Here is a 25188-nt window from a genome sequence, read left to right on the forward strand (position 1 = left end):
CAGCCACCGACGGGTAGGGGTGGTATGCTCTCTCACGAGGACGTACTCGACGCCCGCGACCGGGTTGCGGGCGTCGCGCGGCACACGCCGCTCGAATACTCGTTCGCCTTCTCCGAGATGACGGGCGCGAACGTCCATCTCAAACTCGAGAACTTCCAGCGCACGGGCGCGTTCAAGATTCGCGGGGCAATCAACCGCATCGAGACGCTCTCGGCCGACCAGCAGGAGGCGGGGGTCGTCACCGCGAGCGCCGGCAACCACGCACAGGGCGTGGCGCTGGCGGCGACGCGCGCGGGCGTCGACTCGACCATCGTGATGCCGGAACACGCGCCGGTGTCGAAGGTGAAAGCGACCGAGCGCTACGGCGGCGAGGTCATCCTCCACGGGGCGGACTACAACGAGGCGCAGGCGGAGGCCCACCGAATCGAGCGCGAGGAGGGCAAGACGTACGTCCACGCCTTCGACGACGAGATGGTGATGGCCGGGCAGGGGACGATTGGCCTCGAAATCGTCGAGGACTGTCCGGACGTGGAGACGGTCATCGTCCCCATCGGCGGCGGCGGACTCATCTCGGGCATCGCGACGGCGGTGAAGGCCTACGACCCCGACGTGCGCGTCATCGGCGTGCAGGCCGAGGGGGCGTCGAGCGCCGCCGAGTCGCTCCAGAAAGGCGAGATTTACGAGCGCGAGAGCGTCGACACCATCGCCGACGGCATCGCCACCCGCCGCATCGGTGACCGGACCTTCGAGGTCATCAAAGAGCGGGTCGACGACATCGTGACCGTCGACGACGAGTCCATCGCCATCGCGCTGACCTACCTGCTCGAACGCGAGAAGGCGCTGGCGGAGGGCGCCGGCGCCATCTCCCTCGCCGCGTTGCTCTCGGGCGCCATCGAGTACGAGGACGACGAGGTCATCGTCCCCGCAATCTGTGGGGGGAACATCGACCTCAACGTGTTGACGACCGTCGTGATGCGGGGGCTGGTGGCGACGGGGCGCTATCTCCGCTTCCGTACCATCCTGAAAGACCAGCCGGGGGCGCTCGTCGACCTCGGCACCATCATCGCCGACCACCGCGCGAACATCACCGCCTTCCACCACGACCGCACCTCGCGGGACGTGGCGATGAACGACGCGCGCGTCGAACTCGAAATCGAGACGCGTGGCCCGGACCACGTCGACGAACTCCTCTCGGCGCTGCGGGCGGAGGGCTACGACGTCGAAATCGTCAACGGCTACCAGATGTCGGTCTGACGGCGACGGCAGGAACCGCGCAGACGTGTACTTTTAACCACGTCGACCGTGACGCCTCGTTCGTGAAACGAACTATCAGCACCGACGATGCCCCCGCGGCGGTGGGCGCGTACAGTCAGGCGACGACCAACGGCTCGCTGCTCTTTACCGCGGGCCAGCTCCCGCTTACGACGGACGGCGAACTCCTCGACGACGAGAGCGTCGCCACCCAGACCGAGCAGTCGCTCGACAACGTCATGGCCATCCTCGCCGAGGAGGGCGCGGACGCGAGCGACATTATGAAAGTAACAATCTTCCTCGACGACATCGACGACTTCGACGAGATGAACGAGACGTACGGCACCTACTTCGACGCGGAGCCGCCGGCCCGGAGCGCGGTGGAAGTCGGGAACGTCCCGAAAGGCGCCGCACTCGAAATCGAAGCCATCGCCGACGTCGAGTAATCGAGCCGTGACCCGCCGATGAACGCGCGACGCAAATCCAGCCTCCTCTGGGGGCTGGTGGGAGGACTCACCTTCCTCGTGTTGGTGCAGGGCTATCGCCTCCTCGTGGCGCCGCTGACGGTGAGTGCCCTGACGATTGGCGGTATCGCGCTCCTCGTCGGCGCGACGGCGGCGGGTCTGACCCACGTTCTCGAACCGCGGATACACGAAAACGGAAGGAGTTAAAGGGTCGAACGGGTATTCGTAACTGCGAGCCGGGATGGCCGAGTGGTAAGGCGCACGCCTGGAAAGCGTGTTCCCTCTGGGATCCAGGGTTCAAATCCCTGTCCCGGCGTTTTTCTACGACATCGCGTCACGAGGTAGTATCAGGTCACCGCCACAGGCGGGACAGCGGTCCAGCGACCCAGCCACGCCCGTCGTCGTGCGGAACTCGTCGTAGTCGCAGTCCGTACAGACCCATTCGGCGACGTGTTTTTGGACGGGAGACGGTTCGACTGGGCCGGAGTCGGTTCGACCCTCTCTGAGCGACATGGTAACTCATCACACGCCACTCACTTAATATTTGGGCTGAGACTGGCGATTTTGGTTGTTGGTATACGGTAGAATACGGAGGTTTCTGTGAAAATTTGAACCCCGAGACGGTCGGTGATGGTCCCGACGGGTCGGAAACGGAGTAACCTTCATATAGTCGGGCAGCGTGGGTGTGACTGACAATGCCTGACACGAAAAGTGGTCGTGAGCGAAACGGCAAGAACAAGCGCGAGCAACTCCGGAATCAGCTGTACGAGGAGGAACTGGCGTCGCTCGACGACGACGCCGACCTCCCCGAGTTCGGCGAAGACGCGGCAGAGGAGCTGGACCGCTGACTCCGACCCCGGCGGCCGGCGATTCACCTTCTAGCGGTAGCTGAGATACGACTGGTCCGACACCGACCGCCCGGCTCTAATAAACCCCCAATCAGCGCGACGTGGGTGCTGTGTCGAGAGTCGTGATAACGTGTCTCAAGATTCTCGAAATCCGCCCCACGTCGCCCGATTTCTCGCGCGCAAGTTGATTCGAGCGGCCGGCGCGACTGCACCTCCGAACACTCATTTTTATATAGAAGGACAAACAATCATTCGATGAACTATGAGTCAGCGAATGCAACAGGGGCAGCCGATGATTATTATGGGCGAGGACGCCCAGCGCGTCAAGGACCAGGACGCTCAGGAGTACAACATCTCGGCGGCCAAAGCGGTCGCCGAGTCGGTACGCTCGACGCTCGGCCCGAAGGGGATGGACAAGATGCTCGTCGACTCGATGGGCACCGTCACCATCACCAACGACGGTGTGACCATCCTGCAGGAGATGGACATCGACAACCCGACGGCCGAGATGATTGTCGAAGTCGCCGAGACACAGGAGGACGAAGCCGGTGACGGCACGACGACGGCCGTCGCCATCGCGGGCGAACTCCTCAAGAACGCCGAGGACCTCCTCGGTCAGGACATCCACCCCACGGCCATCATCAAGGGCTTCCACATGGCCTCCGAGCAGGCCCGGTCGGAAATCGACAACATCGCCACCGACGTCGACCCGACGGACGAGGACCTGCTCCGCAACGTCGCCGAGACGTCGATGACGGGCAAGAGCTCGGAACTCGACAAGGACCTCCTCGCCGACCTCGTCGTCGAGGCGGTTCGCGCAGTCACCATCGAGGCCGAGGACGGCTCCCACGTCGTCGACCTCGAATTCGTCGAAATCGAAACCCAGACCGGGCAGTCCGTCTCGCAGTCCGAACTCCTCAACGGCGCGGTCATCGACAAGGACCCCGTCAACGACGACATGCCGGTCAACTTCGACTCGGCAGACGTGCTCCTCCTCAACGACCCCATCGAGGTCGAGGAAGCCGACGCCGACACGCAGGTCAACATCGACAACCCCGAACAGCTCCAGCAGTTCCTCGACAGCGAGGAACGCCAGCTTCGGGAGAAGGTCGACCAGATTGTCGCCACCGGCGCTGACGTCGTCTTCTGCCAGAAGGGCATCGACGACCTCGCCCAGTATCTCCTCGCGAAGGAGGGCATCCTCGCCGTGCGACGGACGAAGAAGTCCGACATGGCCTTCCTGCAGGAAATCGTCGGCGCCGAAATCGTCTCGGACCTCGACTCCGCGACCGACGCCCACCTCGGCCGCGGGTCGATTACCCGTGACGCCGACGCCGGCCTGTTCTACGTCGAGGGCGACAACTCCCACGGCGTGACCATCCTGCTTCGCGGCTCGACCGACCACGTCGTCGACGAACTCGAACGCGGCATTCAGGACGCGCTCGACGTCGTCTCCTCCACGGCCTCCGACGGCCGCGTTCTCGCCGGCGGCGGCGCCATCGAGGTGGAAGTCGCCAGCCGTCTGCGCGACTACGCCGACGACATCAGCGGGCGCGAACAGCTCGCCATCAACGCCTTCGCCGACGCGCTCGAAGTCGTCCCGCGCGTCCTCGCCAACAACGCGGGTCTGGACAGCATCGACACGCTGGTCTCGCTCCGCGCGGCCCACGAGGACGGCGACCCCCACGCCGGGCTCAACGTCTTCACCGGCGACGTCGTCGACACCTTCGAGGCCGGCGTCGTCGAACCCGCACACTCGAAAGAGCAGGCGCTGTCCTCCGCCACCGAGGCGGCGAACCTCGTCCTGAAAATCGACGACATCATCGCGGCCGGCGACCTCTCGACCTCCGGTGACGGAGACGAGGGCGGCCCCGGCGGCGCTGGCGGCATGGGCGGCATGGGTGGCATGGGCGGCGCGATGTAAGCTAGGCGCACACCCCACCACGCTCCGCTCGCACCGACACAAGACCCTTATTTTCGCCGCGAGTCTCCCGACGTATGCCCTCCCGACGAACGTTGTTGGCTAGCCTCGGCGCCGCCGTGGGACTCGCCGGCTGTCTCGATACGTCGAGCGAATCGCCCACGGCGACGCCAACGGCCGAGACGACGCTCGGCCAGTCCGTCGACGTCGACGGGACGACGGTCACCGTCGCGGAGACGGCGGCCGTCCACTCGTATCAGTATCTCAGCGCGCCCGACGCGTTCGGCGTCGAATCTGCCGGTGACGGACAGTTTCTGTTCGTCGGCGTCTCCGCGGAGGGCGAGCGACCGCCGCCGGTCGACGCCTTCGCGCTCCGCGTCGACGACGACTCCATCTCACCCGTGGACCGCGCCGGCGTCCCCGAACGTGACCTCGCCCCCGTCGGCGAGAGTCGCTACACCGAAGCGAACCCGCAGGGGTATCTGCTCTTTCGCGTGCCCGCACCCCTCGACGCCGAGTCGGTCGGGGTCATTTGGGGTCGGGACACCGACCTGCGGGCGCGCTGGGCGATTCCAGCGTCGCGACTCGACACCCTTCGCTCGCCACCCCCGGAGTTTTCAGTCTCGTACGACGTGCCCGAGGCAGTCGGGGGCGACGACCCCGTTCCCGTCCGGGTTGACGTGACCAACGCGGGCGAGGGGGCCGGCGTCTGCCGTGGCGCCATCAACCACACCGGGCCGATGTACGGCGGTGACACCTTCTCGCTCTCGCTCGGTTCCGGCGCCTCCGAGACGTACGAGGAGACTGTCGACTATCACGTCGAGGAAGATTTCGGCGTCGATAGACTGCAGTTCGAGGTGGTCGTGCCCGGCGATTCGCAATCGTTCACCGTCCGCCTCGACGGATAACGCCTTACTCCAGATAGATGGCGGGGCGGAAGGGGACGGCGCTGCTCGCGCGGTCACCGGGGTCCGGCGGGTCGGCGTCCTCGGCGTAGACGTCCACGTCGGCGTCGAACTCGCGCTCGAGGAAGTCGACCGCCGCCGCGTAGGCGTCGCCCTCGTCGAGGGCCTGCAGTCGCTCGACCGTCTCCTCGTCCAAGTCACGGACGAGTTCGACAAGGTCGCCGACGATGTCGTTGACCGCGTCGCCACGCTCCCGGAGGTCGGGGTTGCTCATCGCCTCGCTCATCGCGGCGCCCACGTCGGGACCGGCCTCGACGACGGCGTCGAACACCTCTCGCTTCCAGTCCGCGGCGACATAGACCATGATTCGGTCGGGGTCGGTCCCCGTCACGTCGACGATGTCGTTGACGTCCTCCGTGAGGCGCTCTATCTGTCGCTCCCGGACCTCGACTGCCGGGCGCTCCAGTTCGGGGTCGACCTCCGGCCACGGGACGTCCTCCGCCGCCTCGCCCGTCAGCCGCTCGTGGAGTTCGTTCGCGAGGAAGGGGACGAAGGGCGCGAGGAGGCGCAGGCGCGTCTCCAGCGCGTGTCGGAGCGTCCACTGCGCGCCGGGTCGGTCGCGGTCGGTCCGGCGGCGATACCACCGCAGCGACTCCTCGAAGCCGTAGAAGGCGGTCTGACTCGCCGCCCGCGTCTCCGAGTTCTCCATGGCCTCGGTCACCTCGCGGACCGTCGTCTGCAGTTTCGAGAGAAGCCACTGGTCGACGGGTTCGAGGGCCGGCACCTCGTCGTCGAACGTCGACGCTGGCTCCTCGGGGATGAGTTGGGTCGCGCGGTTCCAGAAGCGGTCTAACTGGTCGCGAACGCTCTCGACCTGTCCGGCGCGCCAGTCGTAGTCCTGCCACGGCTCGGCGGAGTTGAGCAGGAAAAAGCGCACCGTGTCGGCGCCGTAACGCTCGATGGCCTCGCCCGGCAGGACGACGTGGCCCTTCGAGGAGGACATCTTCTCGCCCTCCAGCAGGCCCATGCCCATGATGACGATGCCTTCGGGCCACTGGGCCTCGTCGAACAGTTCCGCGTGGTGGAACAGGTAGAACGTGAGGTGATTCGAGATGAGGTCGTTCGCGGAGAAGCGGTAGTCGACGGGGTACCAGTACAGCCACTCCTCGCGCAGGTCGAGGGCGCGCGGGTCGGGGTCTTCCACCGCGTCGGCGCCGTAGAACAGCGCGTCGAAGAACTCGCGGTCGAGGTCCTCGGCCGGAATCTCGCGCAGACGTGGCGCGAGCGTGTAGTACGCCATGTAAATCGTCGAGTCCGAGAGGGGTTCGATGACGAAGTCGTCGTCCCACGGCAGGCGCGTCCCCAGCCCGTAGTTGCGGATGCAGGGCCACTCGTTGAGCCACCCGATGGTGTGGTCGTACTCGTCACGGGTGTTTTCGGGGATACACTCCATGTTCTCGACGACCCGTCGGGTCGTCTCCTTCCAGTCCTCGTCGTTGTAACTGAGGAACCACGTGTCCTGTTCGGCCACCTCGACGTCGCCGCCGCACCGACAGACGACTTCCTCCGAGAACTCGTACATCGTCCCGAAGTGGCCGGCCTCGACCCCTTCGTCCCGGTAGCGGTCACGGACCTCCTCGATGACCTCGCCCGCGAACTCGCCGTACTCGTCGTGAAGCCGGCCAGTGTGGAACTCGCTGTTGTACAGGTCCTGTGTCACCGCTTCGAGTTCGGGGTCGTTCGAGGACTCAACCCCTGCCGAGTCGACGGCGTCGCGGGCGGGCACGTCTCCGTACCCCTCCACGTCGAGGATGGGGACGGGCTCGATTGCGTCGACGACGGCGGGGTCGACGCCGTAGCGCGCCATGCGCTCGTCGTCGGCCTTTGCCTCCTGCAGCGCGAGGTAGTCGTCCGGAGAGTGGGCGGGCACGGACATGACGACACCCGTCGCGTTGTGGGCGTCGACGAACGTCGCGGGCAGAATCGGCACCTCGTCACCGGTGACGGGGTTGGTGACGGAGTCGCCGACCAAGTCGGCGCCGGGGAACGTCTCCTCGACGGTCACGTCGTGGGCCTGCAGGCGGAGTTTCTCCGTCGCCGGCTCCGAGACCAGCCACGTCTCGCCGTCGACGGTGGCGCGGGCGTAGGTGGCCTCTGGGTTCACGTAGGCGTTCGTCACGCCCCGAACCGTCTCGGGGCGGAGCGTCGCCATCGGCACCACCGCGTCGTCGAGGCCGAAGCGAACCAGCGTGTACTCCTGATACTCCGCGTCCTCGCCTTCGAGCAGGTCGTGTGTCGTGACCGGCTGCTCCTCGTTCGTGCAGTATTTCACCGGGTGGAGACCCTTCTCCAGCCGGTCGCGGTCACGAAGCGTCTCGTACTGCCACGTGATGAACTTCGAGTAGCGCTCGTCGTTGGTGGTGAACTCGCGGCGCCAGTCGACCGACAGCCCCAGCGACTTCATCCCCCGCTTGTAGTGTTCCTCGATGAAGTAGCGGGCGTAGCCCATCGGCGTTTCGAGGTCCTGCAGGGTGTCTTCCGGCACGTCGTACGTGTCGCGAAGGACCGACAGCTGTTCTTCCTCGCCTTTTTTCAGGCGCTCGACGGCGCCGATAATCGGCGTGCCGGTGACGTGCCACGCGATGGGAAAGAGCACGTTGTCGCCCTGCTGGCGTCGATAGCGAGCGTAGACGTCCGGGACGGTGTACGTCCGGGCGTGGCCGATGTGCATCCCACCGCTCGGGTAGGGGTAGGGGACGGTGATGAACGTCGCGTCCTCCGCGTCGCCATCGCCGTCGGGGTCGGCCTCGTACCGGCCCGTCTCGGCCCAGCGCTCCCGCCAGCGCTCCTCGATTTCCTGCGGGTCGTAGTCCATATCCCGGCTCAAGGTCCCACGGCCTAAAATAACTCCTATCCCGACGGCTCCCGGACGGCGCCACGATATCACCGCCGATAGCGCCAGTCACCGACCGTAACGAGTCATTGAAGACCGCGCCGAACCCGGTAAGGCGCCATTATCTAACCGTCCCCGCAGCGAGGGGTCTCGGTGAACACATCGTGACGGTCCCCTCGTTCGACCGCGCCGCCAGTGCCGCGCTCGTAGTCGCGTTCGCCGTCGTCCTCACCGTCGGCTGTGTCTCTCTCGGTGGGTGGCGGTGGCCGACCGCCGCCGTCGCACCGATCGGCGTCGCGGCCGCTCTCCTCCTTCTCGTGGGCGGGTGGCTCCTCCGCTGTGACCTCGACGATGGGGTTGCGCTCCGCGTCCCGCTCACGACTGGCGTCGGGATGCTCGGATTCGGCTCGTTCGGCGTCGTCGTCGCGGTGGATTTCCTGTCGATGGCCGGCAGTCAGGCGACGCTCGTCGTGTTGCACTTCGTCAGCGCCGGGAGCGCCGTCGGCGTCCTCGTCGGTCTCTTTGCCGCCCAGCAGGCGACGACCATCCGAACGCTACGCGCTCGCGAAGCCGACCTTCGACAGTCTCGCGACGAGTATCTCGACCTCTTCGACGGCATCGGCGACACCGTTCTCGTCCACGATACTCGCGGGCGCATCATCGCCGCCAACGATACCGCGCTCGACCAGTTGGGGTACGACCACAGCCGCCTCGTCGGCCATCGCATCGACGTCGTCGAGGACGACGCGGCCGCCGACCGACCCGACCCGGACGAGCGCCTCGTCTACGAGGCGATACACACGACCGCCGACGGCGACTGTCTCCCGGTCGAGGTGAGCGCCAGCGTCGTCCGCTACGCCGGGTCGCCGGCGGTGCTCTCGGTCGCTCGCGACGTCAGTCGCCGCCGCGCGTCCGAGCGCGAGGTGGCCCGCAAGCGCGACCAGCTTCGAGCGCTCAATCGCGTTCTCAGACACGACATCAGAAACGACATGCAGATAGTTCTCGGACAGGCGCAAGCCCTCGAAACTCACGTCGACGACGCGGGGGCGACGCGCCTCCAGACCATCCTCGACACCGGGAAGCACGTCGTCGAACTCACTCGGCGGTCGCGCCACCTCGCTCGGACCGTCGCCGGCGACGACGAACTCCCGGTCGACCCCGTGTCGCTCCCGGCAGTCCTGCGGTCGGAACTCGACCGCCGGCGGCAGGCGTTCCCGCACGCGACCATCTCGCTCGACGGCGACGTTCCCCACGTGACCGTCCGCGCGAACGACCTCCTGTCCTCCGTGTTTCGCAACCTGCTGAACAACGCCGTCCAGCACAACGACCGCGACGCCCCGACCGTCGCGGTGTCCGTCGACGTGACCGACGACACGGCTATCGTCCGTATCGCCGACGACGGGCCGGGCATCGACGCCGACCGCGCGGTGTTCGGAAAAGGGAAACGGGGGCTCGACAGCGACGGGACCGGACTCGGACTGTATCTCGTGGGGGCGCTGGTCGAGCAGTACGGCGGCGACGTGTGGTTCGAGGACAACGACCCGCGCGGAGCAGTCGCCGTCGTCGAACTCCCGTTGGCCTCGGGGTAGCGCCGACCGCGCCTATTCGATGTCGATGTGGCGCACGTCGGCGTCGGATTTGACGGGAATCGTCACCGTCAGGACGCCGTTGCGGTAGGTGGCGCTCGCGCCCTCGCAGTCGGCCGCTACGGGGAGATGGACGGTGCGGCGCATCGCGTGGTGGTGGCGTTCGCGCCGGACGTACGTCTCCTCGTCGACGCCGGTTTCGGCCTCCGACTCGGCGTGGATGGTCAGCCGGTCGCCGTCCACGGCGATATCGAAGTCGGCCTTCTCGAAGCCGGGGACGTCAGCCGTCACGACGAGTTCGTCGTCGTGGTGGGCGATGTCGACGGCGAAGTCGACGTCATCGCGTCGGCCGAGCGCGCCGGCGTGGGTCATCCGCTCGAACAAGTCGTCGAAGTCGCTGAAGTAGTTGTTTGGCTGCATCGGTACTCGTCCATAGAGAGGTGCGCTGAGGAGATAAAGCACGCTGGACCAGCGATAGCACCCGTCAGACGACGTGGCGCGTGTCGTAGGAGCCGAGGCGTCGGACCCAGCCCTTCTCCGCGATGCCTTCGACGTCCTCGACGGCTTCGCGGGCGTGGCGCTCGTAGAGCCCGGCCTCGAAGTCGATGTGGAACAGGTAGTCGCCCAGTCGGTCGCCCGTGGGCCGGGACTCGACCCGCGAGAGGTTGATGTCGCGGTCCGCAAACGCCTCCAGCAGTTCCAGCAGGAGGCCGGGGTAGTTCGCGTTCGGGTTGACGATTATCGTCGACTTGCCGCCGGCATCGGAACACTCCTCGGCGGGCGCGATGACGAAAAACCGGGTGGCGTTCGAATCGCGGTCCTGAATGTCCTCCGCGAGCACCTGCAGGTCGTCGCCGGCGTTGTCGGGGTGGGCGATGGCGGCGACGGAGGCGTCCTCGCGGGCGTGTTCGACGCCGCGGGCCGTGCTGGCGACGGCTTCGAGCGTCACATCGGGGTACTCGGCTTCGAGGAAGGAGCGACACTGGGCGAGGGCTTGGGAGTGGCTGGCGACCACGTCGAACGTCTCCGACTGCGCGATGAGGGCGTGGCGAATCGGGGTGACGACTTCCTCGACGACGCCCACGTCGTAGTTCGAGAGGGCGTCCAGCGTCTCCGTGACGCTCCCCTCGATGCTGTTCTCGATGGGGACGACGCCACGGTGGTACGTGCCGTCCGCGACAGCCTCGACGATGCTGGTCACGGACTCGCTGAAGGTCACGTCGTCGGCGACGGCCCGCGCCGCGCGGTGCGAGTACGTCCCCGCGGGGCCGAGCGTGATGGCTTCCATGCGTCTCGATTGTGGGGAGCGGCGGAAAAACGCGTCGGGTCCGGCCGTCGTCCCCGCCGCAGCACCTCACCGCGTTGAACAGATGTCGACGAAGTTGCGCAGAATCGTCAGGCCCGTCTCGCCGCTTTTCTCCGGGTGGAACTGCGTCCCGAACACCGTTCCCTCCTCGTTCGCGACGACGGCGGGGAAGGTGCGCCCGTGGTCCGTCGTCGCGATGACCGCTTCCTCGTCGTCCGGGACCGCGTAGTACGAGTGGACGAAGTAGGCGTACTCGCCGTCGACGGAGCCACCGGTCGGCCCGTCGCGGTCGGGGGCGACTGCCTCGTCGATACCCGAGACGATGGGGTGGTCGCGCTCGATGGAGAGTTCGTTCCAGCCCATGTGCGGGACCTTCTGCCCCTCGTCGAAGCGGACGTTCCGTCCGGGGATGAAATCGAGGCCGACCACCTCGCCCTCGCCCGCGTGGTCTGCCTCCTCGCTCGACGTGAGTAGCATCTGCATCCCGAGACAGATGCCGAAGACGGGCTGGCCGCGGGCGACGGCGTCGGCGAGCGCGTCGCGATACGGGCCGGCGTTCTCCATTCCCTCGCGGAACGCGCCGACACCGGGCAGGACGATGCCGTCGGCGTCGGCGAAGTCGTCGGGGTCGTCGGTGATAGTCACGGCGGCGCCGGCACGCTCCAGCCCACGCGTGGCCGACCGGAGGTTGCCGAGGCCGTAGTCGACGATGACCACGTCCGCGAGTGCCTCCGCCGGCGGTTCGGACAGGCTCATACTCCCACTCGGGCGGCGGGGTGCAAGTTACTTTCCGTTGCGGCCATCGGGCTTCAGTAATCCCCGAGTCGGGACTGGTCGCTCTCGCCGGCGCCGACGAGCGCCGCGGCCTGCTGAATCGCGTCCTCGAACGCCTCGCGCTGGCTCCGGTCGTACAGCGTCGCCGCCGGATGGAGACAGACGAGGACGCGCCGGCTCTCGCCGCCGAGGCGGGCGTCGACGACCGACCCGACTTCCTTCGTAACTGCCACGTCGCGGTCCAGCACTCGCTGGCCCGGTACCTTCCCCAGCGTGACGACTAGGTCGGGGTCGACGTAGTCGAGTTCGCGGTCCAGAAAGTCGGCGCAGTTGTCCAGTTCGTCGGCGCTCGGGTCGCGGTTCTCCGGCGGGCGACAGCGGACGCAGTTGGTGATGCGGACGTCCGCCCGCGCCAGCCCGGCGTCGCGGAGGGCGTCGTCCAGCACCGACCCCGACCGCCCGACGAAGGGTTCGCCCTCCGCGTCCTCGTTGGCGCCGGGCGCCTCGCCCACGAAGACGAGGGCGGCGTCGTCGGGGCCGACGCCGTTGACGATGCGGCTTCGCGACTCCACGAGGGCCGGACACCGCTCGCAGGCACAGACGTCCGGGCCGTCGGTTTCGACCATGCCCGAAGGCCGACTGCCGACGGCTTAAAAGCCCGCGTCGGCCCGGAACCGGCGCGCCGCCCGCGCGGCCAGTCGTGCCACCCGAACCGGTTCGGGGCGTCCGCCCTCGGCCGTGTGCGCCCGGACGATAGACTCGGCACGCTCGTCGTCGACGCCGACGGCGCGGACGAACACGTCGTCGCCGCCGACCGAGAGGCGGCGACGCGGTGGCTGTGCGCGGTAGGTTCGGAGTCGTCGGTCGAGAGCCGCGCCCGAGAACTGCTCGCGAAGCGCCGGTTCGAGTCCGGGGCTCGATTCGAAGGACACCGAGAGGACGGGGCGGCCGACGGCAGTCGCGAGGCTTCGGAGGTCGACGACGTTGAACCACGCGGGCGCGATACCGGCGAGAAGCAGGTGCTGGACGTCTTCGCGACCCAAGTCGGCGTACAGCGACTCGATGGCGTCGGTGGCGTCGGTGCCACCGACCGCACACGAGCCAAAGACGAACCCGTCGGCGGTCCGGTCGGCCCGGACGACGGCCCCACAGAGGACGCTCCGGTCGTCGGCGTCGGCGAACGATTCGGCGACGCCGAGCGCCCGAGCGCCCGCTTTCATCGCGAGACGCTCAGTCCTCTTTGATGTCTTCGAGGCGGTCGAGCAACTCGTCGTTCGACGCGCCGATCTCGAATTCGACCGACCCCCGGTGGTCGTTTTCGGACGTTTCGACGCCCTCGTTGTCGTCGAGGTCGGCGTTTAACTCCTGGTTCTCCTGTTCGGATTCGTCGTAGCTCCCAAAGCCCATACAGGATAATATTGCAGGTGCAGGCCAAAAAAGGTTTCAGGGGGGTGTCCGCCGCCTATATCTCCCGGGCACCCCAGAATCGGGTATGGCCGTACACAACATCACTGCGGACGCCGAGGGGTTCACGTGCAACGCCTATCTGGTCACGGGCGAGTCGCCGACGCTGGTCGACGCCGGGGCGATGCCCGGCGTCGAAACGGTCGTGTCAGAGTTCGTCGACGACGTGGAGCGAGTGGTGCTCACCCACCAGCACAGCGACCACGTCGGCGAACTCGACGCCGTGTTGGACGCGTTCGACGCCGACCTGTACGCCTATGCCGACCATCCCGACCGGACACACGAACTCGCCGATGGCGACACGGTCACGATGGGCGACGAGGCGTTCGACGTCGTCTACACGCCCGGGCACGCGGACGACCACGTCTCGTTCGTGAGCGACACCACGCTCTTCAGCGGCGACGTGGTCGTCTACAACGACGGCGCGTTCGAGGACGGGAGTTTCGGGCGGACCGACATGCCCGGGCAGTCACGCGAGCGACTCATCGAGAGTCTGGAGACGCTGTTGGCGCGGCTCCCGGCGTCGGTCGAGGCGATGTACGCGGGTCACGGTGACCCGTTCTACGCGGACGAGGAGAGTGTTCGCGACGTCATCGAGCGCGCGCTGTCGCGGGCGGAACGGCGCGAACCGAAATACTAGGCGCTCCGGCGCTCTTTGGCCTTCGGGCGGAGCTTCTTGTAGCCGCACTTGCGACAGCTCTCGGCCCGTGGGGAGTTGCGCGCGTTGCATCGCATGCAAATCTGTTTGTCGAGCATCCGCTTTGCCGCTTCCTCGAAGGTAGCCATACGACCCGATTCCCGGTCGACGGGCATAACGCTTGCGAGTATCCGTCGCGTCACCCTCCCACAACGCAAGCGTTTAGACGTGTGGTTGAGTAGTCGAAGCTATGGCGGACTGTCCACTCGCCGACGACTGCCCCAGCTTCTCCGAGCGCATTCAGGGAATGGGGTGTCAACATTACGGCGACCGCGGGGGTGCCGAGTGGTGCAACCACTACGACATGCCCATCTCCGACCTGAAACAGCAGCCGGTGAAACCCGGCGAGGAACTCGTCGTCGAAGTGACCGACATCCACGAGAGCGGCGCCGGCGTCGGGCGCACCGAGGACGGCTTCATCGTCCTCGTCGACGGCACGCTCCCCCCGGCCCGAGCGCGCGTCCGCATCGACCGCGTGAAGGCGAATCACGCGACTGCGGGCGAAGTCGAGCGGCTGCCGATGGAGGAGGAGGACACGGACGAGGAAGAGGACGCGGCGGCCGACGAGGAAGACGAATCCGACGACCACGACTCGGACTCCGGGTCGGGGCGCCCGGAGCAACTGGGCAGTCGCGACAACTTCTGGGGCGGGTAGTCCCACCGAACGTGGACAGTTCGACGCAGACGAAGTGTAGTTTTTAGGGGCCGAGAGCGTATCCCCACGGTATGGAAGACGACCTGGACGCGCAGGCACTGCTCGAACGCGCCGGCTTCGACCCCGAGAAGAGCGTCCTGACGCGTCGACAGGCCGAGGTGCTCGCACTTCGTGAGCGAGACGTCCGCCAGTCGACCATCGCCGACATTCTCGGGACGTCTCGCGCGAACGTATCGAGTATCGAATCGAGCGCCCGGGACAACGTCTCGAAGGCTCGCGAAACCGTCGCCTTCGCGGAGGCGCTGACGGCGCCGGTTCGTATCGAAGTCGACGAGGACACCGACCTCTACAACGTCCCGAAACTCGTCTACGACGCCTGCGACTCCGCGGGCGTGAAGGTGAACCACACCGCGCCGGACCTGATGAAACTCGTCAGCGACGAGGCCGGTGACGCGGTGCGAGGGCGCGAGATTCAGGCACCGCTCCTGATTGGCGTCACCACCGACGGCACCGTTCGCGTTCGGCAGTCCGCCGAGCCCCGCACCGGCGCCGACTGAGTCAGAACTCGCCCCGTTGCTCCAGTCGCGCGACCAGTTCCTTGACTCGCTGGGCCGCCGCCGTCGGCACCACCAGCACGCGGTCCTCCCACGCGACGACTGCAAGTCCGTCGACGCCCACCAGCGACACGTGGACGCCGTCGCCGGCGACGACGTTGTCTTCTGCGTCGAGACTCACCACCTCGGCGTCGCCCGCGACGACCGTTCCGTTCTCGTTCGCCGGCAGGAGCCGTTGGAGGGCGTCCCACGACCCGATGTCGTCCCACTCGATATCGAGCGGGACGGTCACCACGTCGTCGGCGCGTTCGAACACCGCGCGGTCGATGCTCACGGGGTCGACGGCGTCGAAGGCCGCGCTCGGCTCGCCCGCATCGAGGGCGTCGAGTAGCGGGCCGAGCGGCGTCGCCCGCGCCGCCCGCCGGAACGCCGTCGGCGTCCACGCGAAGATGCCGGCGTTCCAGTAGTGGCCCGTCTCGACGTAGGATTCGGCCGTCTCGGCGTCGGGTTTCTCGTGGAACGCGGCCACGTCCGCGTAGTCGCCGTGGTCGGCGCCCGGTTCGATGTACCCGTAGCCCGTGTCGGGGCGGGTCGGTTCGACGCCGAACGTGACGAGGGCCTCTGTCTCGCTCGCGACGCGGGCGCCGCGGCGTGCGGCCGACTCGAAGTCGCCGGCGACGTGGTGGTCGCTGGGGAGCGCGAGGACGACGGGGTCGTCGAAGGCGTCGGCGGCGTAGTGCGTGGCGTAGGCGAGGGCCGGGCCGGTGTCCTTGCCCGCGGGTTCGACGAGTACCGACGCCTCGGGCACCGTCTCGCGGACGGCGTCGGCGAAGTCGGGTCGCGTCGAGACGACTACCTCGTCGGCGAAGTCGACGCGGGCGACGGTGCGTTCGAGCAGGGTGTCCGTGCCACCGAGCGAGAGCAACTGCTTCGGGCGGTGGCGACGGCTCGCGGGGTAGAGACGGGAGCCGACGCCGCCCGCGAGCACCGTCGCGACGAGTGGGCGGTCCATGCCCCGAGTGCGCGGCGACCGGTCAAAAACACACGGGCTACCACGTCTCGACGACGCCCTCGCGGACGTCTTCGGCACAGCCCTCGCAGTCGGGGTGGCCGGCCTCGAAACACTCGGGTCGGCCGGCGTCGTCGAGTTCGACGGTGCGACGCTCGGCGTAGCGCCGGCAGACGATGCGGACTTCGTCGCCGGACGCGTCGGCAGTCGCCTCTCCCTCGCGGTACGCTCGTTGCGCCTCGGCGTAGCGCCGGCCGGCCGTCCGGAACGTCGTCCGCACGAACTGTTCCAGTCGGTCCATACGCCCACTCGGTCCGGCAGGCTCAAAGGTTCGTCGGCCCGCGACCCGACCGACGCCTATTCCGGCTCAGCCGGCCGATTACACTTCCACCCCGGTCGCGGAAGCTTTTATACTATCGCGCCCCAACCGTCGTGTGCCTCCCCACGAGAACAACACGGAGGCGATTGAGACCATGACAGATTTGCATACCCACGCGGAGGATATCGTCGAGCAGTTTTCCGACCATCTGGACCTGACCGTCGACGAGGTGGAGGAGCGACTCGACAACCTCGTCAACGAGTACCGGGTGCCGGTGGACGAGGCGCGGCGGAGCGTCGTGAACAGCTATCTCGACGAGGCCGGACTGGAGCGCGAAGCCCTCGGGAGCGGCGGCAACGCCTCCGTCGGCCTCGCCGAAATCGAACAGGACGAACAGTGGCTGGACGTGACTGCGAAAGTCGTCGAACTCTGGGAGGCCCGAAGCGACTCCGTCGCACAGGTGGGCCTCCTCGGCGACGAGTCGGGCACGACCAAGTTCGTCGCCTTCGAGAGCTCCGAACTCCCCGAACTCGAAGAAGGGGCGGTGTACCGGCTGGAGAACCTCGTCACCGACGAGTATCAGGGCAACTTCTCGGTGAAGCTCAACCGGACGACGACCATCACCGAGGTGGACGAGGAGATAGAGGTCGGTGACGACGCCGAAACCGTCGAAGGCGCGCTGGTCGACATCCAGAGCGGGAGCGGCCTCATCAAGCGCTGTCCCGAAGAGGACTGCACGCGTGTCCTCCAGAACGGCCGGTGTTCCGAACACGGGAGCGTCGAAGGCGAGTTCGACCTCCGAATCAAGGCCGTCCTCGACGACGGCGAAGCGGTTCACGAAGTCATCTTCGACCGGGAGCAGACGGAGGCGCTCACCGGAATGTCTCTCGAAGAGGCGAAGGACATGGCGATGGACGCGCTGGACACCACCGTCGTCGCCGACGAGATGCAGACGGGGACGCTCGGCCGGTACTACCGGGTGAGTGGCCCGCAGTTCGGCCGGTACGTGCTGGTCGACGAGTTCGAACAGCTCTCCGACCCGGTCGATGCCGAGGCGGCCCTCATCGAAGCGAGGTCGATTTAACATGAGTCAGGCACCCACCCGCGAAGTCGCCCGCCGCGTCTTCGCCCGCGAGTTCAACGACGCGAGTCACACGTTCAAAGAGTCGGAGGACGAACGCGCTCCGGTGTATCTCCTCCTCCCGACGGGCGAGCGCGCGAACCGCGTGTTCCTCGTCGGCACCCTCACCGAGAAGGAGGACGTCGGCGAGGACGACGAGTACTGGCGCGGCCGCATCGTCGACCCGACGGGGACGTTTTTCGTCTACGCCGGCCAGTACCAGCCCGACGCCGCGTCGACGCTCCGGGACCTCGAACCCCCGGCCTACGTCGCCGTCGTCGGCAAGCCCCGGACCTACGAAACCGACGACGGCTCGGTCAACGTCTCGGTCCGTCCGGAGTCGATTACCGCCGTCGACAGCGCGACCCGCGACCGCTGGGTCGTCGAGGCGGCCAACCGAACGCTCGAACGCGTCGCCGCGTTCGAGGACGAGAGCAACGAGTACGCCCGCATGGCCCGCGAGGAATACCCCGACCTGTCGGTCGACGAGTACCGACAGACGGCGCTCTCGGCGCTCGAAGGCCTCGACGAGACGGACGAGTTAGACGCCGAACCGGACCTCGACGCGCCCGCGGAGTAGTCGGCGTCTGACGAACCGTTAAGTGAATCGAGCACCGATTGGCGGACCGACATGGGCAACAAGAACAAGACCGTCTCGTTTCGCGTCAATGAGGACGCCTTCGAGACGCTCCGAGAAATCGCCGAGGAGCGCGACCTGTCGCTCTCGGCGGTGTTTCGCGACTACGTCGATATGCTCGTTGCCCACGACGGTCAGGTAGCGGTCGTCCCCGAACACGAACTCCCCGAGGAGTCGGACGACGACCCCAGTTTCCCGCCGACCGTCGAAGTGCCCAAGAGCTTCGTCCGCGAACACGAACGCCTCGAACTCGAAGCCGAACATCTGCGCGAGCAACTCGACGAGCACAAACGCTACGTCGACCAGCTTCGCGAGCAACTGTCGCAGGACGAGGAGGTCATCAACCTCGAAGAGTTGGACGGCGAACGCGAGGAGCCGTACCACCTAGGCTGAGAGGGCGCGCCGCGCTTCGGCGGCCCGACGCTCCATCTCGCTATCGCCTTCTACTGCCGCAAGCGACTCCACCGCCTCCAGCCGCCGCACCGCTTGGTCGAGGAACGAGAGCACGTCGCCGGGGTAGGCATACAGCATGTAGTCGTCGGTCATCACGTCGACGATGGCGTCGGGGCCGAGGCCTTCGGCCCGTAGCTCCAAGAGATAGCGGACGAACTGCCGTTCGGGGTAGCCGGTGTAGAGGTCGTCGGGGTCCTCACAGTCCAGAAAGTCGGTCGCGAAATCCAGCAGGCGGTCTCTGGTGGCGTCGTCGAGTTTGGAGAGGCCGTCGCCGCTGTAGAGCACCTCCATCGTCGCCCCCTTGAACGCGCCCTTGGGGATGGACGTGTCTAACTGGGAGACGATTTGGCGGTGGTTCTTCAGATAGATTTTGTCGGTGATGGCCACTGGCGCCCCGTAGGCGACGGCTCAACTAAAGCCCCTCGGCTTCGCCATGCGGCGGCGGCACACGCCGACCGTGAGTCGTAACCTACTTGACTCACAGCACAGTATCGTAGCGTGTGTCCGGGTTAGGGTAGTGGTTATCCTTCAGCCTTGTGGAGGCTGAGACGCGGGTTCGATTCTCGCACCCGGACTTTCTGTCTGCGAACGAACGTGAGTAGACGAACGTCTCCCGAGAATCGAATCAGGGAGTGACGCGAGCGTAGCGAGCGGAACGACCGTGGTTCGATTCTCGCACCCGGTTTTTTCACCCTCCACCGAGCACACTCGCTCGCAATGGACGAACGCCGTGCAGTCGTCGCCCTCTTCGGATTGGTCGTCGCCCTGATAACCGGGTACATCGCGTACCGCTTCATCGCCGCCCTCACCGTCGCTATCTTCCTCTACTACTCGACGCGGCGGTTTTACAAGGCGCTGGGACGCCTCAAACTCCCGAAGCGCGTTCGCGCCGCGACGGTGTTGCTGCTCCTCGCTATCCCGTTGCTTCTGTTGCTCAGCTACACGCTCGTGTTGCTGGTGACGGAGACACAGGAGTTCTTGGAGACGTATCCAGTCCTCGAGACGGCGGCGACGAACGTGCCGTGGTTGCAAGGTGTCGACGAACTCCCCCAGCTAACCTTCGAGGGGGTCATCGAGGCGTATCAGGCCGGGCAGTTCGACGCGATAATCGATTTCCTCGTCGAGAACGCGGCGGTGCTGACGAGCGCCATCACCGGGTTCTTCCTCAACCTCTTCATCGTCGTCGTCGTCACGTACTATCTCCTCATCGACGGCCACCGGTTCCACGAGTGGCTCCTCCGATTCGACGACGACGCCATCGTCCGCGAATACTTGGAGGCAGCCGACGACGAACTCGAGGCCATCCTCTTTGGCAACCTTCTGAACGTCATCGCCATCGCGCTCATCGGCGTCGGCGCGTTCAAGGGGTACAACGCCGTCGCGCCCGCGGCAGTCGAAGTCCCGTACCCCGCTCTCGCCGGCGTCCTGACGGGCGTCGCGAGCCTCGTCCCCGTCGTGGGGATGAAAATCGTCTACCTCCCCGTCGCCGCGGCGATGGCGGCGCCCATCGCGGTCAGCGGTGACACCTCGCTGGTCGGCTACCTCGTGCTCTTCCTGTTGGTCGCGGTGGTCGTCGTCGACACGATTCCGGACATCGTCCTCCGACCCTACCTCAGCGGTGAGCGGACGCACGTCGGCCTGTTGATGCTGGCCTATATCTTCGGCCCGGTCGTCTTCGGTTTCTACGGGCTGTTTTTCGCGCCCATCGTCCTCGCGCTGGGTATCACGTTCGCGCACACGGCCCTGCCGCGGCTGCTCGGCGCTGAGAGCGTCGACACCGACGCGGGAATCGCCCCGGACCAGCGGCGACTCGACGAGTTCTGACCGGCGTCACCGGACCTCGACGCCCGTGATTTCGAAGCGGGCGCCCCCCGACTCGCCGGCCGTACACGAGACGCTCCAGCCGTGAGCCTCGACGATGTCCCGCACGATGCGGAGTCCGAAGCCGGTGCCGGACCCGTCGGTGGAGTAGCCGGCCTCGAACACCCGGTCGCGCACGTCGGCCGGAATCCCGACGCCGTCGTCCTCGACGTAGAACCCGTGGGGGTCGCCCTCGGCGTTCGTGATGGTGCCGATAGTGACGGTGAGCGTGTCGTCGCGCTGGCTGTTCGTGGAGCCATGTTCGACGCTATCATCGGCGCGTTCAGCGCGCCGATTGTCTGTGGAGCCATGCTCCACACTATTCCGAAACAGATTCTCGAATACCTGTCCGAGTCGACTCCGGTCGGCGACGATGACGGCGTCGTCGACGAGGCGGTACTCGGCGGTGTTCGTCTCGACGTTGGCCCAGCTTTGCCCGACGATGGCCGACAGTGCGACCGGCTCCGTGTCGTCGACGCACTCACCCTCGCGGGCGAGCGTGAGCACGTCCTCGATGAGCGTCTCCATGCGGTCTATCGCCTGTTTCGCGTGCTCGATGTGGACGGTCTCCTCGCCCTTGCTCGCGAGTTCGAGGTGGCCGCTTGCGACGTTGAGCGGGTTTCTGAGGTCGTGACTGACGAGACTCGCGAACTCGTCGAGGCGCTCGTTTTCGCGCTGGAGTTCGGCCTCGCGCTGCCGGAGCATGGCCTCGCGCTCGACGCGTTCGATGGCGGCGGTGACGTTCTCACAGAGCAACTGGACCAACTGGCAGTCGTTCGAGTCGAACGCGCCCGGCTCCGTCGACGCGACCAGCGCGACGCCGTACTCGCCGAGCGGGACGATGAGTTCGCTCCGGAGCGACGTCGAGTCGTTGTGGAGCCGGTCTGCCGTCTGCAGGTCGTCGTGGTGTTCGAGTTCGCCGCTCTCGAAGACGCGCCAAGCGAGCGTGTCCGGCCCCAGCGTCGGCGGCGAGCCGATGACGTCTTCCATCTCGCTGGTCCACGCGACGGGTTCGAGCGCCGCCTCCGACCCCACCTTGCGGTGGATGCCGGCGTGCGTGAGCGTCAGGATGTCTCCGAGCGCCGCCACGGTCACCTCCGCGATTTCGTCGACGGACTCGGCGCGCATCAGGTCCCGCGTCGTCTGATGGAGTTCGTTCAGCGCCAGTTCGCGGTCTTTCTGCTCGGAGACGTCGCGACCGATGCCGACGACGTGCCGTGGCTCGCCCGTCGCGTCGTCGAGCGTCCAACTGCGGAACTCGTAGGGACAGTACTCGTCCTCGCCGACTCGAAGCCGGAGTTCGCGACGGTCGTTGCCCGTCGCGAGCGCTCGGTCGATGCTCGCTTCGACGTCGTCGCGGTCGTCGGGGTGAAAGAGTGCTGGCGTCGCCATCGAGTCGAGATTCGACCGCTCGACACCGCCAATCACCGACCGGTTCACGTACTGGATGGTCCCCTCGTCGTCGAGGATGTAGAACACGTCCTCGAGTGCGTCGAGTGCGTCGACGAGTAGTTCGTCCGGCGTGGTGCCCGCGACTGGGTCGGCGTCGCCGTCGAGTTCCTGTATCAGGCAGATGAGCGTCTCGTCGTCCGTGTACGCGAGGGCGTGATTGGCGACGAACTGCTCGCCGTCCGCGCGTTCGTACACGGTCCGTCCCGTCCAGCGACCCTCTTTGGGCACCGAGGGCAGGATTTCGTCGTACACCCGGTCGACGTGTGACTCCGGGTAGAGCAGTTCCCAGTGTTCGCCCACGAGTTCCGACCGCTCGTAGCCCGTCACGTTCGCGTACGCCTGATTGACGTATCGGAACTGGCCGCTCTCGTCGATAAGGGCGATACCCTCGCGCGCGGTGTCCATCGCCTGATACGCGCGGACGACCATCCGCTCCGCGTCGTGTTTCGTCACCGCGTTCTCGATGCGGTTGGCGAGGAGGGTGTACTGGTCCGTCCCCGACCCCTTCTGGAGGTAGTCGGTGACGCCGGCCGAGATGGCCTCGCTCGCTATCTCCTCGCTTCCCTTGCCGGTAAAGAGGATGAACGGCAGGTCGGGGTATCGCTCGCGGACAGCCCGCAGGAGTTCCAGCCCGTTTCGGCCGGGCATATCGTAGTCGCTGACGACACAGTCGACGCCGCCGTCGTCGAGTCGGTTCAGCGCGGCGTCCGCGTCCGTCACCGTCTCGACGACCAGCCGCTCGTTCACCCGTTCGAGAAAGGTCGAGACCAGGTCGGCCAAATCGACGTCGTCGTCGACGTGAAGCACGGTAATCGACCCCCGGCTACGAGCGGTGGCTGGCACGTCTGCCGGGTCGTCGATACGCATACGCTACCTGAACCACGGCTGATAAAAGAAGCCTCGGTACGCGAACCGCCTCAGCGCCGGGCGATGTCGGGGTCGGACGCGAGGCGGTCGAAGCCGGCGTCGGAACCCGCTTTCGCCCCCCGCGTCTGGATGATGTTGAACGCCGTAACCAGGTCGGACCGTGAGATGAGGCCGACGAGGTCACCCGTCTCGTCGACGACGGGGAGCCGTCCCACGTTCTCCTGTTGCATCAGCGAGATGGCGTCCATCGCGTCCGCACCCGGCGAAATCGTCACCAAGTCCGTCTCCATCACGTCTTCGACGCGGTAGGCGTCGCGCTCCACGTCGCGCACTTCGCGGGTGTCGTCGAGGGTCACCATCCCGACGAGGCTGCCCTGTCGGAGAACGGGATAGCCCGTGTGGCGCTCGCGGAACATCCGGTCCGTGAGCGTCGTGAGCGACGTATCGGCGGTGACGGTTTTCAGGTCCGTAACCGGCGTCATGACGTCGCTGACGGTGACGTCTTGGAACGCCGCCTTCAGCACCGTCTGCTGGGCCTCGCTCGACGCGCCGATGTAGATGAAGAAGGCGAGCGCCACCAGAAACAGGTTGGCAAAGAGGCCGACGATGGCGAGGAGGACGGCAAAGGCCTTGCCCACCTCCGCGGCAATCTGGGTCGCTCGGGCGTGGGGTCGCCGTCGTGCCAGCAGCGCCCGGAGGACGCGCCCGCCGTCCATCGGGAAGCCCGGAAGCATGTTGAACACCGCGAGGACGATGTTCGTCATGGCGAGGTAGGCGAGGACGAACTGCACCGTCGGGAGGCTGCCACCCCCGAGAGCGAGGAAGCCGAGATACGAGAGGATACCGAGGGCGATGCTGACGATAGGCCCGGCGACGGCGATGGTGAACTCCTGTTTCCAGTCCTCCGGCATCTCGGTGAAGCGGGCGACGCCGCCGAACAGCCAGAGGGTGATGGAGTCGATTTCGTAGCCGAAATGCATCGCGACGAGCGAGTGGCCGAACTCGTGGATGAGGACACAGACGAAGAGTCCGGTCGCGGCCGCCGCGCCGAGTAGCCATGGCGTCGACCCCGCGGTGAGCGTTTCGACCGGCATCGAGACGTTGAACGTCCCGTTGAGGACGGATACGAGGTTTCCAACGTCCGCCCCGATGAGCCACGCGAAGAGGGGAAGAACGAGCAAGAAAGTCAGGTCGAGTTTGATTGGAATGCCAAACGCGCTTCCAATGCGAATGCCGCGCATACCGGACCTTGCGGCGGCGCCGACTTAACTCTTGTAAGCGACGCCCCCGTCATCGGCGTGCCGACCGCTGTGTATCGACGCCGAGCGCTCACCATGAGTACCATACTCGTTCCGTCGCTCCGTCCTGTATATATCAATAATATAAACTCTAATTCAACGACGGCGCTCGTGTGTACTCGATGTTCGACGATATGGACGAACTGCCTCCGTCGGCGTCGCGTCGCTCGTTTCTGGCCGGAACCGGTGCCATCGCCGGACTGTCGGTCACTGGCTCGGCCCGAGCGACCAGCGACGACGAGCAGCGAACGTCACAACTCGATACAGATTCGACCTCACCATCCATGAACTACGTCACAGACATCGACCAGCCCGACGACTTCCCCAGCCGAATCGCCGGCGTTTCGGTCGCACAGATGAACTCCCGCGAAAAGTACGAGTACCGACAGAACCCACCGCGAATCATCCTCGACCGGATGCTCCACAGCGAGGTCCGCTACCCCGGTGACTACGGGTTCATCCCGCAGACGGCGATGGGCGACGGCGACCCGCTGGACGTGCTGGTCATGCTCGAATCGTCGCTGTTCCCCGGCTGTGTCCTCGATGTCCGTCCGGTCGGTGTTCTCCGGATGACCGACGAGGGCGAGAACGACGACAAAATCCTCGGCGTCCCTGCCGACGACCCCCGATTCGACCACATTTCGGGTGTGAACGACCTCCCGGAACAGACCAGAGAGGAAGTCTCGGAGTTCTTCGAGACGTACAAGAACCTCGAACCCGGCGGCAACATCGTCGTCGACGGGTTCGACGATAGCGAGGCGGCCCAGAGCATCATCTCCGACGCCAACACCCGATTCCACACGCAGGGCTGAGCGGCGACGCAAACGCTTTGGCGCCCGACTTCTTTTCGGCTTG

29 protein-coding genes and 2 tRNA genes are annotated in these 25188 nt (G+C 66.4%); 17 read left to right on the forward strand and 14 right to left on the reverse strand.

Annotation, left to right across the window (positions count from 1 at the left end; all coding sequences use genetic code 11):
* The first annotated feature begins 24 nt into the window (after nt 1–24).
* From ilvA to ACQUSQ_RS11340, 4 genes are all read left to right on the forward strand, one after another.
* The gene (gene ilvA, locus ACQUSQ_RS11325) at nt 25–1254 is read left to right on the forward strand and encodes a threonine ammonia-lyase (RefSeq protein WP_435069252.1); all 1230 of its coding nucleotides are present in this window, start codon (nt 25–27) and stop codon (nt 1252–1254) included.
* Between the two features lie 62 nt (nt 1255–1316).
* Nucleotides 1317–1697 (forward strand): Rid family detoxifying hydrolase, encoded by a 381-nt coding sequence (locus ACQUSQ_RS11330; RefSeq protein ID WP_435069254.1) that lies wholly within the window; start codon nt 1317–1319, stop codon nt 1695–1697.
* Nucleotides 1698–1715: 18 nt separating this feature from the next.
* Entirely contained in the window at nt 1716–1922 is a 207-nt protein-coding gene (locus ACQUSQ_RS11335) for a hypothetical protein (RefSeq protein WP_435069256.1), read from the forward strand.
* 28 nt (nt 1923–1950) lie between these two features.
* A tRNA-Ser gene (locus ACQUSQ_RS11340) sits at nt 1951–2031 on the forward strand.
* Between the two features lie 5 nt (nt 2032–2036).
* Here the strand turns inward: ACQUSQ_RS11340 and ACQUSQ_RS11345 are convergent.
* Nucleotides 2037–2228: a hypothetical protein gene (locus tag ACQUSQ_RS11345; RefSeq protein WP_435069258.1), complete on the reverse strand. Its 192-nt coding sequence runs from the start codon at nt 2226–2228 to the stop codon at nt 2037–2039.
* A 182-nt stretch (nt 2229–2410) separates the two neighbouring features.
* On the opposite strand from ACQUSQ_RS11345, the gene ACQUSQ_RS11350 reads away from it, so the two are divergent.
* The 3 genes from ACQUSQ_RS11350 to ACQUSQ_RS11360 all read left to right on the forward strand — a co-directional run bounded on the left by ACQUSQ_RS11350 (nt 2411) and on the right by ACQUSQ_RS11360 (nt 5392).
* Nucleotides 2411–2563: a hypothetical protein gene (locus ACQUSQ_RS11350; protein ID WP_435069259.1), complete on the forward strand. Its 153-nt coding sequence runs from the start codon at nt 2411–2413 to the stop codon at nt 2561–2563.
* A 292-nt stretch (nt 2564–2855) separates the two neighbouring features.
* Nucleotides 2856–4487 (forward strand): thermosome subunit beta, encoded by a 1632-nt coding sequence (thsB, locus tag ACQUSQ_RS11355; RefSeq protein ID WP_435069645.1) that lies wholly within the window; start codon nt 2856–2858, stop codon nt 4485–4487.
* A gap of 74 nt (nt 4488–4561) precedes the next feature.
* A complete protein-coding gene (locus ACQUSQ_RS11360) occupies nt 4562–5392 on the forward strand; it encodes a hypothetical protein (protein WP_435069260.1) in 831 nt (276 codons plus the stop codon).
* Nucleotides 5393–5396: 4 nt separating this feature from the next.
* Here ACQUSQ_RS11360 and leuS read toward each other — a convergent pair whose 3' ends face one another.
* Nucleotides 5397–8264, reverse strand: coding sequence for a leucine--tRNA ligase (gene leuS, locus ACQUSQ_RS11365; RefSeq protein ID WP_435069262.1), 2868 nt, complete (start codon nt 8262–8264; stop codon nt 5397–5399).
* Nucleotides 8265–8446: 182 nt separating this feature from the next.
* Between leuS and ACQUSQ_RS11370 the strand changes: the two genes are divergently transcribed.
* Nucleotides 8447–9871: a sensor histidine kinase gene (locus tag ACQUSQ_RS11370; RefSeq protein ID WP_435069264.1), complete on the forward strand. Its 1425-nt coding sequence runs from the start codon at nt 8447–8449 to the stop codon at nt 9869–9871.
* Between the two features lie 12 nt (nt 9872–9883).
* Here the strand turns inward: ACQUSQ_RS11370 and ACQUSQ_RS11375 are convergent, their stop codons facing one another.
* The 6 genes from ACQUSQ_RS11375 to ACQUSQ_RS11400 all read right to left on the reverse strand — a co-directional run bounded on the left by ACQUSQ_RS11375 (nt 9884) and on the right by ACQUSQ_RS11400 (nt 13355).
* Nucleotides 9884–10288, reverse strand: coding sequence for an Hsp20/alpha crystallin family protein (locus tag ACQUSQ_RS11375; protein ID WP_435069266.1), 405 nt, complete (start codon nt 10286–10288; stop codon nt 9884–9886).
* Nucleotides 10289–10352: 64 nt separating this feature from the next.
* The gene (pheA, locus tag ACQUSQ_RS11380; protein ID WP_435069268.1) at nt 10353–11156 is read right to left on the reverse strand and encodes a prephenate dehydratase; all 804 of its coding nucleotides are present in this window, start codon (nt 11154–11156) and stop codon (nt 10353–10355) included.
* A 66-nt stretch (nt 11157–11222) separates the two neighbouring features.
* A complete protein-coding gene (hisH, locus tag ACQUSQ_RS11385) occupies nt 11223–11930 on the reverse strand; it encodes an imidazole glycerol phosphate synthase subunit HisH (RefSeq protein ID WP_435069270.1) in 708 nt (235 codons plus the stop codon).
* Nucleotides 11931–11983: 53 nt separating this feature from the next.
* A complete protein-coding gene (locus ACQUSQ_RS11390) occupies nt 11984–12574 on the reverse strand; it encodes a uracil-DNA glycosylase (protein ID WP_435069272.1) in 591 nt (196 codons plus the stop codon).
* A 24-nt stretch (nt 12575–12598) separates the two neighbouring features.
* Nucleotides 12599–13168, reverse strand: a complete 570-nt coding sequence (locus ACQUSQ_RS11395; RefSeq protein WP_435069274.1) for a DUF99 family protein — start codon at nt 13166–13168, stop codon at nt 12599–12601.
* A gap of 10 nt (nt 13169–13178) precedes the next feature.
* Complete coding sequence (locus ACQUSQ_RS11400; protein ID WP_435069276.1) at nt 13179–13355, reverse strand: DUF5786 family protein; 177 nt, start codon at nt 13353–13355, stop codon at nt 13179–13181.
* Between the two features lie 85 nt (nt 13356–13440).
* Here ACQUSQ_RS11400 and ACQUSQ_RS11405 point away from each other — a divergent pair, with 85 nt between their 5' ends.
* Complete coding sequence (locus ACQUSQ_RS11405; protein ID WP_435069278.1) at nt 13441–14052, forward strand: MBL fold metallo-hydrolase; 612 nt, start codon at nt 13441–13443, stop codon at nt 14050–14052.
* Here the strand turns inward: ACQUSQ_RS11405 and ACQUSQ_RS11410 are convergent.
* A complete protein-coding gene (locus ACQUSQ_RS11410) occupies nt 14049–14198 on the reverse strand; it encodes a 50S ribosomal protein L40e (protein WP_435069280.1) in 150 nt (49 codons plus the stop codon). The two genes, ACQUSQ_RS11405 and ACQUSQ_RS11410, sit on opposite strands and share 4 nt — an antisense overlap.
* 101 nt (nt 14199–14299) lie before the next feature.
* Between ACQUSQ_RS11410 and ACQUSQ_RS11415 the strand changes: the two genes are divergently transcribed.
* Both ACQUSQ_RS11415 and ACQUSQ_RS11420 read left to right on the forward strand, forming a co-directional pair.
* Nucleotides 14300–14764 carry a TRAM domain-containing protein gene (locus ACQUSQ_RS11415; RefSeq protein ID WP_435069281.1) on the forward strand — a complete coding sequence of 155 codons (465 nt, stop codon included), beginning with the start codon at nt 14300–14302 and terminating at the stop codon, nt 14762–14764.
* 71 nt (nt 14765–14835) lie between these two features.
* Nucleotides 14836–15321 (forward strand): Tfx family DNA-binding protein, encoded by a 486-nt coding sequence (locus ACQUSQ_RS11420; protein ID WP_435069284.1) that lies wholly within the window; start codon nt 14836–14838, stop codon nt 15319–15321.
* 1 nt (nt 15322) lies between these two features.
* On the opposite strand, the gene ACQUSQ_RS11425 is transcribed toward ACQUSQ_RS11420, so the two are convergent.
* Entirely contained in the window at nt 15323–16330 is a 1008-nt protein-coding gene (locus ACQUSQ_RS11425) for a mannose-1-phosphate guanylyltransferase (RefSeq protein WP_435069285.1), read from the reverse strand.
* Between the two features lie 37 nt (nt 16331–16367).
* The gene (locus ACQUSQ_RS11430; RefSeq protein ID WP_435069287.1) at nt 16368–16628 is read right to left on the reverse strand and encodes a DUF7091 family protein; all 261 of its coding nucleotides are present in this window, start codon (nt 16626–16628) and stop codon (nt 16368–16370) included.
* Nucleotides 16629–16800: 172 nt separating this feature from the next.
* On the opposite strand from ACQUSQ_RS11430, the gene ACQUSQ_RS11435 reads away from it, so the two are divergent.
* The 3 genes from ACQUSQ_RS11435 to ACQUSQ_RS11445 are packed head-to-tail and all read left to right on the forward strand — an operon-like array spanning nt 16801 to nt 18796.
* A complete protein-coding gene (locus ACQUSQ_RS11435; protein WP_435069289.1) occupies nt 16801–17730 on the forward strand; it encodes a replication factor A in 930 nt (309 codons plus the stop codon).
* 1 nt (nt 17731) lies between these two features.
* Nucleotides 17732–18346: an RPA family protein gene (locus ACQUSQ_RS11440; protein ID WP_435069291.1), complete on the forward strand. Its 615-nt coding sequence runs from the start codon at nt 17732–17734 to the stop codon at nt 18344–18346.
* Between the two features lie 51 nt (nt 18347–18397).
* On the forward strand, nt 18398–18796 hold the full coding sequence (locus ACQUSQ_RS11445) for a ribbon-helix-helix protein, CopG family (protein WP_435069293.1): 399 nt from the start codon (nt 18398–18400) through the stop codon (nt 18794–18796).
* Here the strand turns inward: ACQUSQ_RS11445 and ACQUSQ_RS11450 are convergent.
* Entirely contained in the window at nt 18788–19243 is a 456-nt protein-coding gene (locus ACQUSQ_RS11450; RefSeq protein WP_435069295.1) for a DUF5814 domain-containing protein, read from the reverse strand. The two genes, ACQUSQ_RS11445 and ACQUSQ_RS11450, sit on opposite strands and share 9 nt — an antisense overlap.
* A gap of 116 nt (nt 19244–19359) precedes the next feature.
* On the opposite strand from ACQUSQ_RS11450, the gene ACQUSQ_RS11455 reads away from it, so the two are divergent.
* Nucleotides 19360–19431: transfer RNA gene (locus ACQUSQ_RS11455), tRNA-His, on the forward strand.
* A 142-nt stretch (nt 19432–19573) separates the two neighbouring features.
* Entirely contained in the window at nt 19574–20680 is a 1107-nt protein-coding gene (locus ACQUSQ_RS11460) for an AI-2E family transporter (protein ID WP_435069297.1), read from the forward strand.
* Nucleotides 20681–20686: 6 nt separating this feature from the next.
* On the opposite strand, the gene ACQUSQ_RS11465 is transcribed toward ACQUSQ_RS11460, so the two are convergent.
* Nucleotides 20687–23035, reverse strand: a complete 2349-nt coding sequence (locus ACQUSQ_RS11465) for a PAS domain S-box protein (RefSeq protein ID WP_435069299.1) — start codon at nt 23033–23035, stop codon at nt 20687–20689.
* A 50-nt stretch (nt 23036–23085) separates the two neighbouring features.
* Nucleotides 23086–24276, reverse strand: a complete 1191-nt coding sequence (locus tag ACQUSQ_RS11470) for a CBS domain-containing protein (protein WP_435069301.1) — start codon at nt 24274–24276, stop codon at nt 23086–23088.
* Between the two features lie 179 nt (nt 24277–24455).
* Here ACQUSQ_RS11470 and ACQUSQ_RS11475 point away from each other — a divergent pair, with 179 nt between their 5' ends.
* Nucleotides 24456–25145, forward strand: a complete 690-nt coding sequence (locus ACQUSQ_RS11475; protein WP_435069303.1) for an inorganic diphosphatase — start codon at nt 24456–24458, stop codon at nt 25143–25145.
* Nucleotides 25146–25188: the final 43 nt, after the last annotated feature.

Source organism: Haloplanus sp. C73 (genome assembly GCF_051195115.1).
In the GTDB taxonomy this organism is placed as follows: Archaea; Halobacteriota; Halobacteria; order Halobacteriales; family Haloferacaceae; genus Haloplanus.